The sequence below is a fragment of the Parendozoicomonas sp. 2304DJ65-17 genome (assembly GCF_058148445.1).
In genome coordinates this window covers 406,150-420,969 of sequence record NZ_JBYVJV010000002.1, presented here as the reverse complement: position 1 = coordinate 420,969, position 14,820 = coordinate 406,150, and the positions used below count along the sequence as shown (strand labels likewise).

Annotated in this window: 12 protein-coding genes; 4 read left to right on the top strand and 8 right to left on the bottom strand. The window is 49.9% G+C overall.

All coding sequences use genetic code 11. The annotated features are described in order from the left end of the window. Window positions 1-128 precede the first annotated feature (128 nt). From glmM to rlmE, 4 genes are all read right to left on the bottom strand, one after another. On the bottom strand, window positions 129-1,466 hold the full coding sequence (gene glmM / locus ACY2RR_RS06845) for a phosphoglucosamine mutase (RefSeq protein ID WP_490107395.1): 1,338 nt from the start codon (window positions 1,464-1,466) through the stop codon (window positions 129-131). A gap of 58 nt (window positions 1,467-1,524) precedes the next feature. Next, complete coding sequence (gene folP / locus ACY2RR_RS06840) at window positions 1,525-2,367, bottom strand: dihydropteroate synthase (protein ID WP_490107394.1); 843 nt, start codon at window positions 2,365-2,367, stop codon at window positions 1,525-1,527. Between the two features lie 166 nt (window positions 2,368-2,533). After that, complete coding sequence (gene ftsH, locus ACY2RR_RS06835) at window positions 2,534-4,507, bottom strand: ATP-dependent zinc metalloprotease FtsH (protein ID WP_490107882.1); 1,974 nt, start codon at window positions 4,505-4,507, stop codon at window positions 2,534-2,536. Between the two features lie 337 nt (window positions 4,508-4,844). Next, window positions 4,845-5,465, bottom strand: a complete 621-nt coding sequence (rlmE, locus tag ACY2RR_RS06830; RefSeq protein WP_490107393.1) for a 23S rRNA (uridine(2552)-2'-O)-methyltransferase RlmE — start codon at window positions 5,463-5,465, stop codon at window positions 4,845-4,847. 159 nt (window positions 5,466-5,624) lie between these two features. Here rlmE and ACY2RR_RS06825 point away from each other — a divergent pair, with 159 nt between their 5' ends. From ACY2RR_RS06825 to ACY2RR_RS06815, 3 genes are all read left to right on the top strand, one after another. Then, a complete protein-coding gene (locus ACY2RR_RS06825) occupies window positions 5,625-5,933 on the top strand; it encodes a YhbY family RNA-binding protein (protein WP_490107392.1) in 309 nt (102 codons plus the stop codon). A gap of 144 nt (window positions 5,934-6,077) precedes the next feature. Next, window positions 6,078-6,779: a 2-hydroxychromene-2-carboxylate isomerase gene (locus ACY2RR_RS06820; protein WP_490107391.1), complete on the top strand. Its 702-nt coding sequence runs from the start codon at window positions 6,078-6,080 to the stop codon at window positions 6,777-6,779. A 19-nt stretch (window positions 6,780-6,798) separates the two neighbouring features. Beyond that, window positions 6,799-7,521, top strand: a complete 723-nt coding sequence (locus tag ACY2RR_RS06815; protein WP_490107390.1) for a glutathione S-transferase family protein — start codon at window positions 6,799-6,801, stop codon at window positions 7,519-7,521. A gap of 79 nt (window positions 7,522-7,600) precedes the next feature. Here the strand turns inward: ACY2RR_RS06815 and greA are convergent, their stop codons facing one another. The 4 genes from greA to dapB form a co-directional block, all read right to left on the bottom strand. Continuing rightward, entirely contained in the window at window positions 7,601-8,077 is a 477-nt protein-coding gene (gene greA / locus ACY2RR_RS06810) for a transcription elongation factor GreA (protein WP_490107389.1), read from the bottom strand. Between the two features lie 4 nt (window positions 8,078-8,081). Beyond that, on the bottom strand, window positions 8,082-11,294 hold the full coding sequence (gene carB, locus ACY2RR_RS06805; protein ID WP_490107388.1) for a carbamoyl-phosphate synthase large subunit: 3,213 nt from the start codon (window positions 11,292-11,294) through the stop codon (window positions 8,082-8,084). A gap of 129 nt (window positions 11,295-11,423) precedes the next feature. Continuing rightward, window positions 11,424-12,557 (bottom strand): glutamine-hydrolyzing carbamoyl-phosphate synthase small subunit, encoded by a 1,134-nt coding sequence (gene carA, locus ACY2RR_RS06800; RefSeq protein ID WP_490107387.1) that lies wholly within the window; start codon window positions 12,555-12,557, stop codon window positions 11,424-11,426. 243 nt (window positions 12,558-12,800) lie between these two features. Continuing rightward, window positions 12,801-13,604, bottom strand: a complete 804-nt coding sequence (gene dapB / locus ACY2RR_RS06795; protein ID WP_490107386.1) for a 4-hydroxy-tetrahydrodipicolinate reductase — start codon at window positions 13,602-13,604, stop codon at window positions 12,801-12,803. A gap of 195 nt (window positions 13,605-13,799) precedes the next feature. Between dapB and pdxY the strand changes: the two genes are divergently transcribed. Continuing rightward, window positions 13,800-14,663, top strand: a complete 864-nt coding sequence (gene pdxY / locus ACY2RR_RS06790; protein ID WP_490107385.1) for a pyridoxal kinase PdxY — start codon at window positions 13,800-13,802, stop codon at window positions 14,661-14,663. The last annotated feature ends 157 nt before the right edge of the window (window positions 14,664-14,820 follow it).

The window sequence follows — 14,820 nt, the reverse complement described above, 5'->3', positions numbered from 1 at the left end:
ACAGAACCTCATTATGAGAAGGGACGGAATGTTAGCGTATGGTCAACACCCCTGACAATGGGGCATACAACCAAATTGTGCGATCAAGCCCGCGATCGCACAGAAGAATTTGGAGAAAAGGAGGTTGGTTAGCCCAACTCAGCCTCTACAACATTTGCAAGAGCACGGCAGCGCTGGGAGACCTCATCTGCATCATCACCCTCAATCATAACCCGAATAACTGGCTCGGTACCGGAGGTACGTAGCAGCACCCGGCCACGACCAGCCATTTCATTTTCAGTTTGGGCAATGGCATCTGTAATCGTTTCATTGGCTTCCGGGTTCATGCGCTCAGCCATGCGAACATTAATCATGGTCTGAGGATACTTCACCATATCACCACAGAGATCAGCCAGACTGCGACCAGTTCCCACCATTACCCGCAACACCTGCAGGGCTGCAACAATACCATCTCCAGTGGTGGAAACATGGCGACAGATCAAGTGACCGGAAGATTCTCCACCCAACTGCCAGCCTTTGGCCAGCAACTGCTCATTAACGTAGCGATCGCCCACTTTTGCGCGCACAAATGGAATACCCGCACCCTCCATAGCCTTTTCCAGACCCAGGTTAGACATCACCGTTCCAACAACACCACCGGCAAGCTCACCCTGAGAATGGCGGTACCGGGCAATAATGCACAACAGCTCATCACCATCGATTTCACGACCAGTGTGATCCACCATCAAAACCCGATCCCCATCACCATCAAAGGCAATACCGAGATGGGCATGCTTTTCAGCAACAGCTTCTTTCAGAGCATCCAGATGAGTAGAGCCGACACCTTTGTTGATATTCAGCCCGTCTGGACTAACACCAATAGCATCAACCTTGGCACCCATCTCGCGGAACACATCAGGACCAACGTGGTAGGTTGCACCATGAGCAGCATCAACAACAATGTGCAGACCGGAAAGATCGAGATGAGGACGAACAGTCGCCTTGCAGTACTCAATGTAACGACCAGCCGCATCATCAACACGCTTGGCACGACCAAAATCTGCTGGATCAGCAACTTCCATTTCCTGATCAAGCATCTCCTCAATCGCCAGCTCTACAGCATCTGGCAACTTAGTACCTTGAGAAGAGAAGAACTTAATGCCGTTATCATAGTAAGGGTTATGAGAAGCACTGATCACAATACCGGCATTGGCATTAAAGGTACGGGTCAGATATGCGATGGCAGGTGTTGGCATAGGGCCAAGCAACCAGGCATCAACACCCGCCGCAGAAAGGCCAGCCTCCAGCGCAGACTCAAACATATAACCAGACAAGCGCGTATCTTTACCGATCAATACTCGGTTCGCACCATGACCAGCAAAAACCTTACCGGCCGCCCAGCCAAGCTTCAGGACAAATTCCGGCGTAATAGGGAACTGACCAACTCGGCCTCGCACACCATCCGTTCCGAAATACTTGCGACTCATAACTTTCCTTTCCTTGCCACCAGCCACTCCCTACTCGAGAGCCGCCGTATAAATACATTTAGGCTGCAGCCACAGCCTGCAATATGGCTAGCATATCAACCGTCTCTTTTACATCATGAACACGGATAATCTGCGCGCCGGCCTGTGCCAGCATCAAAGCAACAGCAAGACTTCCTGCCAGGCGCTCATCTGCCGTATTACCTAATACAGAGCCAATAAAAGATTTTCTCGAAACACCTGCCAGTACAGGCATTCTCAAATCATGAAACTCCGCAAATCTCTTCACCAGCGCCAAATCATACGCCGGCGTTTTGCCAAACATCCCACCACCAAAACCGGGATCAAGGATAATTCTTTCTTTCGCTATACCAGCCTGCTCGCAGACCTTAACCCGTTCAACCAAGTACTCAACAACCGATTCAACAATATCGCTGTATTCAGGCACAAACCCCGGCACAGGCTGCTCGATCAGTGAGTGCATCAAAATAACCGGAACATCACACTCAGCCACAGCCTCCAGCGCACCCGGTCGACTCAGTGCCCGAACATCATTAACAATGCCAGCACCAGCTTTCACTGCCGCCCTCATAACCCGGGCGGAGCTGGTATCAATAGAAACAATTACATCAGACTCTGCCGTCAGAGCCTCAATAACCGGAACAACACGATCAATTTCTTCACTTTCAGAAACAAGCTGGGCATTAGGGCGGGTAGACTCACCACCAATATCAATAATATCCGCCCCTTTCGAGAGCATCTCTCTGGCATGCTTAAGCGCCAACTCCAGGGTTGTATAGCGCCCACCATCCGAAAATGAGTCAGGTGTTACATTAAGAACCCCCATAACACTGGGGCGGGTCAGATCAAGAATTCGCCCTGCACAATCGAGAGATGTCTGCATAGCTCGAAACTACTGGTCCATAGGTGAAATAGACGGGAAGTATACGCACAAAACCCGGAACCACGAATAGCTCCCGCGCAAAAGAACACAAAATACAGACGAGAATCATTGATCCCCCGAAAACAAAAAAGGAGCCGAAGCTCCTTTTTTGTTTATCTACCGTTACTTAATGCTGGCCTGCAGGACCACCAACCGGTTTATCGCCTTCATCGGGAGCACTGTCATCAGCATCATCTGCAGGCGGCACATCACTCTTAGGCTCAGACTCTTCTGCCTTAACCTGAGCACCACCAGAAGCGTTGTCATCCTTATCCCAATCTTTGGGAGGACGAGGCCTCCTGCCTTCCATAATGTCGTCAATCTGAGGAGTATCGATGGTCTCATATTCCATGAGTGCATCCTTCATCAACTCCATCTTGTCCCGGTTCTCGTCCAGCAGCTTTTCTGCAGTTGCGTAGCAGCTGTCGATAATGGACTTCACTTCCTGATCAATCAGCTTGGCAGTTTCACCACTTACGCCCTGATGATGGGACGCCTGACTCTTACCCAGGAATACTTCACCTTCCTCTTCTCCATAAAGAAGGGGACCCAACTTATCGGACAAGCCCCACTTGGTGACCATATTGCGCACCATCTGGGTAGCCTGCTGAATATCGTTGGAGGCACCGGTAGAGACACCATCCTTGCCGTAATACATCTCTTCAGCAATACGACCACCGTACATAGATGCCACACGGCCAATCAGATAGCGACGGCTGTAGCTGATCTTGTCTTCCTCAGGCAGGTACATGGTGACACCAAGTGCACGACCACGAGGAATTATGGAAACCTTATAAACAGGATCATGCTCAGGCATCAGGCGACCGACAATAGCGTGACCAGCTTCATGATAAGCAGTCATCTCTTTGTCTTTCTCGCTCATCACCATGGACTTACGCTCAGCGCCCATCATGATCTTGTCTTTAGCCTGATCGAACTCCAGCTTGCCGACAGTACGCTTGTTAGCACGGGCTGCAAACAGTGCGGCTTCATTAACAAGGTTGGCCAGATCGGCGCCAGAGAAACCTGGCGTACCACGGGCGATCACGCTGGCTACAACATCATCACCACAAGGCACTTTGCGCATGTGAACTTTCAGAATCTGTTCACGACCACGAATGTCTGGCAGAGGCACAACCACCTGACGGTCAAAACGACCAGGACGCAGCAGCGCAGGGTCAAGTACATCTGGACGGTTAGTTGCAGCAATTACAATAATGCCGTCGTTTGCTTCAAAGCCATCCATTTCAACCAGCAACTGGTTCAGGGTCTGCTCACGCTCATCGTGACCACCACCCATGCCAGCGCCACGGTGACGACCTACCGCATCAATTTCATCGATAAAGATTATGCAGGGAGCCTGCTTCTTGGCCTGCTCAAACATGTCACGGACACGGGACGCACCCACACCCACGAACATTTCAACAAAGTCGGAACCGGAAATCGTAAAGAACGGAACCTTGGCTTCACCGGCAATGGCTTTTGCCAGCAGGGTTTTACCAGTGCCCGGAGAACCGCACATCAGTACGCCGCGAGGAATACGGCCACCCAGACGCTGGAATTTGCTGGGATCCTTCAGGAAGTCCACCAGCTCCTGCACGTCTTCCTTGGCTTCATCAACACCGGCAACGTCAGCAAAAGTTGTTTTGATCTGGTCTTCAGACAGCAGACGAGCCTTGCTCTTGCCAAAGCTCATAGGGCCGCCCTTGCCGCCACCACCGCCCTGCATCTGGCGCATGAAGAACATAAACACTGCGATGATGACCAGAATCGGGAAGCTGGCTACCAGCAACTGGGACCAGATGCTCTGCTTCTCGATAGGCTTGGCTTCAACCTGAACACCGCTGCGGAGCATTTCGTCCATCAGCTTATCATCCCGAACTGTCGGGGGCAGGTTGACCTCAAAGCGTTCATTATTGGTATAGGTGCCGGTCAGGGTATAACCGTCAATCAGCACACGGCTGACCTGACTATTATCTACCTGCGTCACAAAGTCGGAGTAGTTGACCTTCTGGGTAGAAGACTGCATGCCGTCGAAGTTTTTGAAAACCGTCAACAACACGAGGGCTATTATCACCCAGAGAATCAGATTTTTTGCCATGTCATTCAAATGTGTACCCTCACCGAGCGCATTCGGTACGGCTGATAACTTTTGGCTCTGTATCAGGCGAAAATGCCAGAGCGTCCTTAGCTGAGGAGGTGAACATCACAGAAAACCTGCAGTGTCACACTTCCAACATTACTACAGATTGGAAAGCAGAAACAGCTCTCAAAGACAGACTATTTCTATCCAACCTATTACCTAAACCTATGAACCCTGCACAGAGACAAATACCCTACACAAAGACTTGGTTACTTTTTGGGGGCTGTATTTACGTTTACAACCCTACCCAATAAAAAAACACAAAAACTTACATATCCAAGCCCATCATTTGACCTTAGCCCTTGAATTGCCTTCCTAACAGGTAAGTCTCTCTTGAACGGGCTCTGGAAGCACCAGGCTTACGGGTTACAACCGAACCAAAACTGGTTCGCATATCTTTCAGGTACTCATCAAAACCTTCCCCGTGAAAAATCTTCACCAGGAAAGAGCCGCCCGGCTTGAGCACCTGCCGCGCAAGATCCAGCGCCAACTCAACCAGATACATAGCGCGTGGCTGATCCGCAGCTTTAACACCACTCATGTTAGGGGCCATATCAGAGATCACCAGATCCACCTGATCCGCGCCGATAGCTTCCAGAATTTCTGTCAGAACAGTATCATCGGTAAAGTCGCCCTGTACAAAAGCCACATCAGCGATAGGGTCCATGGGCAAAATATCAGAGGCTACAACCCGCCCATTACCACCAACCATTTCACCGGCAACCTGAGTCCACCCACCCGGTGCAGCCCCAAGGTCCACAACGGTCATGCCCGGGCGGAACAATTTATCCTTCTCAGCAATTTCACGCAGTTTGTAACTGGCACGGGACCGGTATCCGTCCTGCTGGGACTGCTGAACATATTGGTCATCAAAATGTTCTTTCAACCAGCCCGCACTGCTTTTTGATCTCGCCACTAAACTACGTCCTCAAATCTATCACTGACAAATTACGCTGCATTCTAGCGAATTGCAGGGTTTATCCCAATCCGCATACCCTTGCATCCCCTGCGCTTCCCTATAGAATGCGCCCCCTGTTTTACTTACCCTCATTCCTAAATCTCAGGAGAATCCACCATGGCGCTGAAGGCCGAAAAAAAACGGGAACTGCGTGCCATCGGGCACAAGCTGAAGCCCGTTGTTATCGTTTCCGAAAACGGCATCACAGAAGGCGTTGTTGAGGAAACCCTGCGTGCGCTGGGCGACCATGAACTGATTAAGGTGAAGTTCGCAGTTCTGGATCGTGAAGCCAAGAAGCAACTGATGGACGAACTGTGCGAAGCCTGCGGAGCCGAAATCATCCAGACAATCGGCAAAATCGCACTGATTCTGAAACCTGCAAAAGAGCCAAATCCCAAGCTCTCCAACCTTCTGCGCATGGCTTAAACAGCCCGACCTCGGCGCACCAATCGTACGCCGGGGTTATTTCCCCGCTATAAGAACAAACAAAAATTACACGCCTTGGCAGAATAATTATTTAGGTGTAATAATCGTTCCAACCAAAACAACATACCTTGAGGCTTGCCCGCCATGCCTGCCAAGAGAGAACTGTTCTTTTATTTTGATTTCATCTCACCGAATGCTTACATAGCATGGAGTCAGCTGCCACAACTGGCGGAACGCCATAACCTCAAGATCACTCCCATCCCGATTCTTTTTGCCGGCTTACTCAAAGAAAGCGGTCAACTTGGCCCTGCTGAGTATCCAGCCAAGCAACGGTGGATGTTTACCAATATTGCCCGCAAAGCAGCTCAGCTTAACCTTCCTATACAGCCACCTCTTTATCACCCTTTCAATCCGTTACTTGCCCTGCGGCTATCATCTTTACCTATGCCGGAGCCGCAGAGGTGGGACATTATTAACGCGCTGATGCTTGGAGCCTGGGAACAGCGCAAACACCTCAGCGAAGAAAGTGATGTCAGAAACCTGCTAACCCCTTTACAGCTCGACACCAACTCTCTTTTGGAAAAAGCACAAAGCCCGGAAGCCGTACAAGCTTTAAAACAACAAACCAATAAAGCTATCTCACTTGGCGTATTTGGTATTCCATCAATGGTTATCAATGATCAATTGTTTTTTGGTTATGATGATTTCCCCTATCTTGAGCTTGCCCTACAAGACAGCGATCCAATAAATAGCTCTCCAACTGCACAGCACTGGCTGAACGCAACCTGGACAGCATCCTCACAGAGAAAAGAAGTAACAACCAATAAGAAAACGACAACAGCCTGACATCAGGATGGAGCCATCTGTGACATTACCTCCCATAACATTACTCACCGCTCCAACACCTAATGGCTGGAAGGTCAGCATTATGCTGGAAGAGCTTCGTGAGGCTGGAATACAACTTCCAGATATAAAAGTTATCCAAACCGACCTTATTGCTGGTGAACAGTTTGAACCAGAGTTCACACGCTACAACCCTAATCAAAAAATACCGGTTCTGATTCACGGCGAGCAGGTCATTATGGAAAGCTGCGCCATTCTTCAATACTTGGCGGAAACATTTCAAAGTTCCTTACTCCCCAGCCAGAAGCGCTGGCAAATTTTGCCCTGGCTATATTGGCAGGCTGCAACACTTGGCCCCGCCTTTGGTAATAAGCTGAGCTACACCCGCTATATGGATGACATAGCCCCAGAACAAAAAAACCATCCGTTAGAGCGCTTTGGCAGAGAAGCCCTTCGACAAGCGAATATTCTGGAGCAGCAACTGGCTCAACATACCTACATCTGTGGCGATGATTTTACGATTGCAGATATCGCCACATATCCATGGATTCGAGGCTGGAAATGGAGCAAGGTTGATATAAGTGATAAGCCTTTCATTCAAGACTGGCTTAAGATAATCAGGGCAAGACCGGGAGTGGATCGGGGCCTTCGTTATGGAGTGGAGCAAACTGAAGTTGATCAGTGGAATGCAAAAACTAAAGCGCGGTATGTAAAAGGCGGACAAAGCCTGACAAAATTATCCTAAGCTTCTGAACCCACCATCCAACTACAAACAAAAACGGCAACATATTTCTATGTCGCCGTTTTCTTTGAAATCAAGAAAATCAGATATGCTGAACTTCTTCGATTTCGTACTCAATCTGACCGCTTGGTGTTGTTACCACCACAACATCACCTTCTTCCTTGCCGATCAGGGCGCGGGCAATAGGAGATGTTACAGAGAGCTTGCCTTCCTTAATGGAGGCTTCGTCTTCACCAACAATCTTGTAAGTCACCTGAGACTCATCATCAGAGTTCAGCAGTGTAACGGTCACACCAAAAATAACCTTACCGGTATTTTCGATCTCTTTAACGTCAATCACCTGAGCATTGGAAAGCTTGCCTTCCAACTCCTGAACCCGCCCCTCATTAAAACCCTGCTGCTCACGAGCGGCATGGTATTCAGCGTTTTCCTTCAGATCTCCAAGTTCCCGCGCTTCTGCGATTGCAGCCGCAATACGGGGACGATCCTTAGTTTTACGAGTCTGCAACTCCTCGCGGAGAGCGTTCTCTCCCTCCACTGTCATAGGGTAGCGTTGCATGCAATTATCCTTCGTGTAGATCCTGTAGTCGTCTGACGCTCTTCTCCGGCCCAAATTCAATTGCCTGAGCAATTGCAATGGCACACGGCATGGTCGTGGTATAGAGAACTTTGTTCGTCAGCGCTGATCGACGAATTGTAAAGGAATCAGCTATCGCCTGACGACCCTCTGTAGTATTAACCACTAACGCAATTTCGCCATTCACAATCTTATCCACAAGGTGAGGACGCCCCTCTTTCACCTTGTTAACAACCGGAACTTCAATCCCGGCTTCCAGCAATGCCTGAGCAGTACCGCTGGTCGCAACAATCTTAAACCCGATTTTCTGCAACAGCTTAGCCAGCTCAGCAACTTTCGGTTTGTCGCGATTACGAACACTAAGGATAGCCGTACCACTTTCCGGCAGCTGCATTTTCACTGCGAGCTGCGCTTTTGCGTAAGCCTCAGGGAAGGTATCACCAACACCCATTACCTCACCGGTAGACTTCATCTCAGGCCCAAGAATCGGGTCCACACCAGGGAATTTGTTGAACGGGAATACCGCTTCCTTCACGTAAACCTGTTCAGGAACAATCTCCTTGGTAAAGCCAAGATCCTGCAGGGTTGCACCAGCCATAACCCGGGCCGCAATTTTAGCAAGAGATACGCCAATACACTTGGAGACGAACGGTACCGTTCTGGATGCACGAGGGTTAACCTCGATCACATAAATCTCACCATCCTGAATTGCCATCTGCACATTCATCAGGCCAACCACACCAAGCTCCAGAGCCATAGCCCGAACCTGATCGCGGATTACATCCTGAATATCTGCAGGGATATCGTAAGGCGGCAGTGAGCAACCAGAGTCACCTGAGTGGATGCCCGCCTGCTCGATGTGCTGCATGATGGCGCCGATCACGACATCCTTGCCATCACAGATCGCATCAACATCTACTTCAACAGCGTGAGTGAGGTAGAAGTCCAGCAGTACAGGGCTGTCATTAGACACCTGTACAGCTTCATTCATGTAACGGTTCAGATCAGCCTCGGTGCTGACAATTTCCATTGCCCGGCCACCAAGCACGTATGATGGGCGAACTACCAGCGGATAACCGATATTTTTCGCTTCCTCAACAGCTTCTTCGAGACTTCTCACTGTTGCGTTAGCAGGCTGCTTGAGGCCCAGCTTCTGGATCATCTGCTGGAAGCGCTCACGATCTTCCGCCATATCGATGGCTTCAGGGCTGGTACCGATAATCTTGGCACCTGCCGCTTCAAGCGCCAAAGCCAGCTTCAACGGAGTCTGGCCGCCATATTGAACAATCACACCATCAGGCTGTTCAACATCAACAATTGCCAGAACATCTTCCAGAGTTACCGGTTCAAAGTAGAGACGGTCTGAAGTGTCGTAATCAGTTGAAACCGTTTCTGGATTACAGTTGACCATAATGGTCTCATAACCGTCTTCCCGCATAGCCAGAGCCGCGTGAACACAGCAGTAATCAAACTCAATCCCCTGACCGATACGGTTAGGACCACCGCCAATAACCATAATTTTCTTACGATCAGAAGCTGCGGCTTCGCACTCTTCCTCGTAAGTGGAATACATATAAGCAGTATCAGAAGCAAATTCCGCAGCACAGGTATCAACCCGCTTAAATACCGGGCGCAGCCCCAGCCCTAAACGGTGCTCACGAACCTTAGCCTCTTTAACACCGAGCAGTTCAGCCAAACGAGCATCACTGAAGCCTTTGCGCTTAAGCTTGCGCAGAACAGCATAAGTCAGATCTTCCAGCTTGCTTGCAGCAATATCCGCTTCATCATTCAGAAGATCTTCAATCTGAACCAGGAACCAAGGGTCAATCTTGGTCAGCTTAAAGATATCCACAAGAGTCAAGCCAACACGGAAAGCATCAGCCAGATACCAGATGCGTTCAGCTCCGGGAGTAATCAACTCCTCACGGATACGGTTTTCTGCGCCCGGATCATCAAGATCAACAATAGGATCAAAGCCCGCTACGCCAACTTCCAAACCACGCAGAGCTTTGTGCATGGACTCCTGGAAAGTACGGCCAATCGCCATCACCTCACCCACAGATTTCATCTGGGTAGTCAGGCGCGCATCAGCTTGCGGGAACTTCTCAAAAGCGAAACGAGGAATCTTGGTGACAACGTAATCAATGGCAGGCTCAAACGAAGCTGGTGTTACGCCGCCAGTAATATCATTCTGCAGTTCGTCCAGCGTATAACCTACAGCCAGCTTGGCTGCGACTTTCGCAATGGGGAAACCTGTCGCCTTGGAAGCCAGAGCAGAAGAACGGGATACCCGTGGATTCATTTCGATAATAACCATACGGCCATCATCTGGATTAATACCGAACTGAACGTTGGAGCCGCCAGTTTCCACACCAATTTCACGCAGTACCGCCAGAGAGGCGTTACGCATGATCTGGTATTCCTTATCGGTCAGAGTCTGGGCTGGAGCAACAGTGATGGAGTCACCGGTGTGAACACCCATTGGGTCAAAGTTTTCAATGGAGCAAACAATGATACAGTTGTCGTTTTTATCCCGAACAACCTCCATCTCGTACTCTTTCCAACCAATCAGGGATTCATCAATCAACAGTTCATTGGTTGGGGAAAGATCAAGACCGCGGGTACAGATTTCTTCGAACTCGTCCTTGTTATAAGCAATACCGCCACCGGTACCACCCATGGTAAACGACGGACGAATAATACAGGGGAAGCCAACCATATCGAGAACACCATAGGCTTCCTCCATATTATGAGCGATGCCAGCGCGCGGACACTCAAGACCTATATTTTTCATGGCCACATCGAATTTGCTGCGGTCTTCAGCCTTATCAATGGTTTCAGCGTTGGCGCCAATCATTTCAACGCCGTACTTTTCCAACACACCATGACTTTCAAGATCGAGAGCGCAGTTCAGCGCCGTTTGCCCCCCCATCGTGGGCAACACAGCGTCAGGACGCTCTTTTTCAATGATTTTTTCTACAGTTTCCCAGCGAATTGGTTCGATGTAGGTGGCATCTGCCATCACCGGGTCGGTCATAATGGTGGCCGGGTTGGAGTTCACCAGAATAACCCGATACCCTTCTTCCCGCAGAGCCTTACAGGCTTGAGCGCCGGAATAGTCAAATTCGCAGGCCTGCCCAATAACAATGGGGCCAGCGCCAAGAATCAGAATACTTTTGATGTCTGTCCGTTTCGCCATGATATCTTCTTCTGCGCTCTGTATTTGTTTCGTTGAGCTCTATTCACGCGGTCCGGGTCAAAAAGCCTTTGGCCGCAACGTTATTCCCAGTCGTAGTCGTGCCAGCCGCCAGGCTGACACTTTTACCGACTATCGTCGCTTTTCCAGCTCGCTCACAAACCTGTCAAACAATGGTGCCACGTCATGAGGCCCCGGGCTGGCTTCTGGGTGCCCTTGGAAGCTGAATGCAGGCACATCTGTACGCTCAATTCCCTGCAAAGAACCATCAAACAAAGATTTGTGGGTTGCACGCAGGTTTTCAGGCAGGTTGTCTTCTGAAACAGCGAAGCCATGGTTCTGGCTGGTAATCATTACCACACCGGAATCCAGATCCTGCACAGGGTGGTTCGCACCATGATGGCCAAACTTCATCTTCTCAGTCTTGGCGCCAGAGGCCAGAGCCAGAAGCTGATGCCCAAGGCAGATACCAAACACCGGCAGACCTGTTTCAAGAATTTCGCGTATGGCAGTGATCGCGTAATCACAAGGTTCCGGATCACCGGGGCCGTTGGACAGAAAAACACCATCAGGGTTCAGTGCCAGAACATCTTTCGCTGGAGTTGTTGCAGGAACAACCGTTAACCGGCAGCCGCGCTCAGCCAGCATTCGCAAAATGTTACGTTTTACACCGAAATCGTAAGCCACGACATGGAAGCGGGAAGAGTCTGCCCGATCGATATGACTGTCGGACTCAAGCTCCCAGACACCTTCCGTCCAGGAATAATTTTCCTGAGCCGTGACTTCCTTCGCCAGATCCATGCCTTTAAGGCCAGGGAATGCCTTGGCCAGCTCCAGCGCTCTTTCTTCTGTCGCGCCTGCCCCGGCAACAATCGCACCATTCTGAGAGCCTTTCTCTCGGAGGATGCGAGTTAAACGCCGGGTATCAATATCTGCGATAGCAACGATATTGTTACTTTCGAGGTATTCATCAAGGGGCTGGGAATTACGCCAGTTACTGGCAAGAAGGGGGAGATCACGAATAACAAGACCGGCAGACCAGAGCTGACTGGCTTCTTCGTCTTCCGGAGTGGTTCCGGTATTACCGATATGAGGATAAGTGAGAGTCACAATTTGCCGGGCATAGGAGGGATCGGTAAGAATTTCCTGGTACCCGGTCATTGCGGTATTGAAGACTACTTCACCACTGGTTTCCCCATCACTACCGATGGCGATACCGTGGAAGATGCTGCCGTCCTCAAGAGCAAGTATGGCCGTCCTGCTCAAAGCGTCCTCCTGCTGCACAACGCTGCTGTTGTCATATTCAGTCCGCAAAAAGGCGAGATGCAACCAAGTTCCATCTCGCCTCTGATTTATTTGTTTTCTTCTTGCCGAGGTGAATTCTCACCTCAAACTGCTCATCAGATCTGGCGTCCTGCCATACTCAAGGCAAATTTCACGCATCCTAACAAAGATGTGCGAACTTATCCATTTATACCTACATTAATTCGGTTAATACCTTATAAGCAATCAACGGAGATCAAGGACATCCTGCATATCGAACAGGCCTGCACCTTTCCCCTGCAACCACTTAGCCCCGCGAACAGCGCCATTAGCATAAGTCGCCCGGCTGGCTGAACGAATGCCAATCTCAACCCGCTCACCCTCAGCAATAAACATGGCATTGTGCTCGCCAACAATGTCGCCACCGCGAATTGTGGCGAAGCCGATAGTGTCTTTATCACGGGCTCCGGTATGACCTTCGCGACCATATACCGCACACTTGCTTAAGTCCCGCCCCAGAGTATCAGCGATAATTTCGCCCATATGCAGAGCGGTACCGGATGGAGCATCAACTTTATGACGATGGTGAGCTTCTACAATCTCGATATCGCTTTCATCGCCCATAACCCGGGCTGCGGTTTCGAGCAATTTGAAAATCAGGTTTACACCCACGCTCATATTGGGTGCAAAGATAACAGGGATAGAGCTGCCAGCTTCTTTCAATGTATTTTTTTGAGATTCATCCAACCCGGTTGTGCCGATAACAATACCTTTGCCATTCGCACGACAGATAGCAACATGATTCATGGTGCTTTCAGGTGTAGTGAAATCAATCAGCACATCAAAATCATCAACTACGGATGACAGGTCTTCTTTCAATTCAACGCCAAGCTTACCAACGCCCGCCAGTTCACCAACATCCGCACCAATCAACGAGCTGCCAGGACGATCAGTCGCCGCAGTTAGTGTTGTTGCCTCATCCTGTACAACAGCCTGAATCAGGGCCTTTCCCATACGACCGGCAGCGCCGACTACAGCTATTCTTGTCATCTTTTTATCCTGTTGCCCTGTTTACAGTGTCTTCTAAGTGCCTATTTCGCAGGCAATTATCGCAGCGCAAAGCCACAAGGCAAATACCACAACCACAAAAGCAGTGAAATCATGATTCAGATGCATATTAATTCCTGAACCATAGCGCTAACCTTGTCCTTCAACTCCTCTCTTTATAATGAGCGCTTTGCTGGCATGAATATTCTGTCTATTCAATCCCATGTCGCATACGGCCATGCAGGTAACGCATCCGCCGTTTTCCCTCTTCAACGCATGGGTTTTGAGGTTTGGCCGGTTCACACGGTTATGTTTTCCAACCACACAGGACATGGCTCCTGGCGCGGGCCTGTTTTTGAACCCGGCACAGTCAGTGAAGTGATCGCGGGAATAGAAGACCGTGGTGTTTTGAAAGAATGTACAGCCGTACTGTCTGGCTATATGGGAGCACCCGAGTTGGGTTCAGCCATTCTTGATGCCGTAGACAAAGTAAAATCCGAAAACCCTGAAGCTCTTTACTGCTGCGACCCGGTTATTGGTGATACCGACCGGGGCATTTTTGTGCGAACCGGTATTCCTGAGTTTTTCCGGGACAAGGTTTTGCAGCGTGCTGACATCCTCACACCAAACCACTTTGAGCTGGAGCTTCTTACCGGCCACAAAGTGAATACCCTGGAAGACGCCCTGAAAGCCGTTAAAGAACTGCAGAAGATCGGCCCATCAAAAGTATTGGTTACCAGCCTGACTCGCACTGACGCTCAGCCCGGCGTGATTGAAATGCTGGCTGTGGATAAGAACGAAGCATGGATTGTCGCCACCCCACGCCTTGAGTTCCCTTATCCCGTTAATGGCTCCGGCGATGCAACCGCTGCGGTATTCCTGGCAAAATATCTGCGCACCCGCAACCTGAAGAAAACTTTGGAACATACGGCAGGCGCAATCTTTGCCCTGTTTGAAAAAACCTGGGCAACCAAGAGCCGCGAGCTGCAACTTATTGCTGCGCAGGATGCTTATGTAACACCCCCACAGCAATTTCAGGCGGCCAGCGTGAAAATCGATTAATCCAGCCCACGGAGAAAGTGTTTCGTTAAACGCTTTGTTGATGAACTGGAGGGCGATTGTTTCGTCCTCTTTGTTTTTATGTCTTCTGCCAAATCAGCACTGTTTGTATTTATTTTTTTACCAAACAACTTTCGAATAAAACCCTTCACACTACACG

Coding starts and splice junctions, on each gene's coding strand:
- ACY2RR_RS06825 (WP_490107392.1), top strand. CDS start 5,625: ATGGCGCTGAAGGCCGAAAAAAAACGGGAACTGCGTGCCATCGGGCAC.
- carB (WP_490107388.1), bottom strand. CDS start 11,294: ATGGCGAAACGGACAGACATCAAAAGTATTCTGATTCTTGGCGCTGGC.
- greA (WP_490107389.1), bottom strand. CDS start 8,077: ATGCAACGCTACCCTATGACAGTGGAGGGAGAGAACGCTCTCCGCGAG.
- dapB (WP_490107386.1), bottom strand. CDS start 13,604: ATGACAAGAATAGCTGTAGTCGGCGCTGCCGGTCGTATGGGAAAGGCC.
- folP (WP_490107394.1), bottom strand. CDS start 2,367: ATGCAGACATCTCTCGATTGTGCAGGGCGAATTCTTGATCTGACCCGC.
- pdxY (WP_490107385.1), top strand. CDS start 13,800: ATGAATATTCTGTCTATTCAATCCCATGTCGCATACGGCCATGCAGGT.
- glmM (WP_490107395.1), bottom strand. CDS start 1,466: ATGAGTCGCAAGTATTTCGGAACGGATGGTGTGCGAGGCCGAGTTGGT.
- ftsH (WP_490107882.1), bottom strand. CDS start 4,507: ATGGCAAAAAATCTGATTCTCTGGGTGATAATAGCCCTCGTGTTGTTG.
- ACY2RR_RS06820 (WP_490107391.1), top strand. CDS start 6,078: ATGCCTGCCAAGAGAGAACTGTTCTTTTATTTTGATTTCATCTCACCG.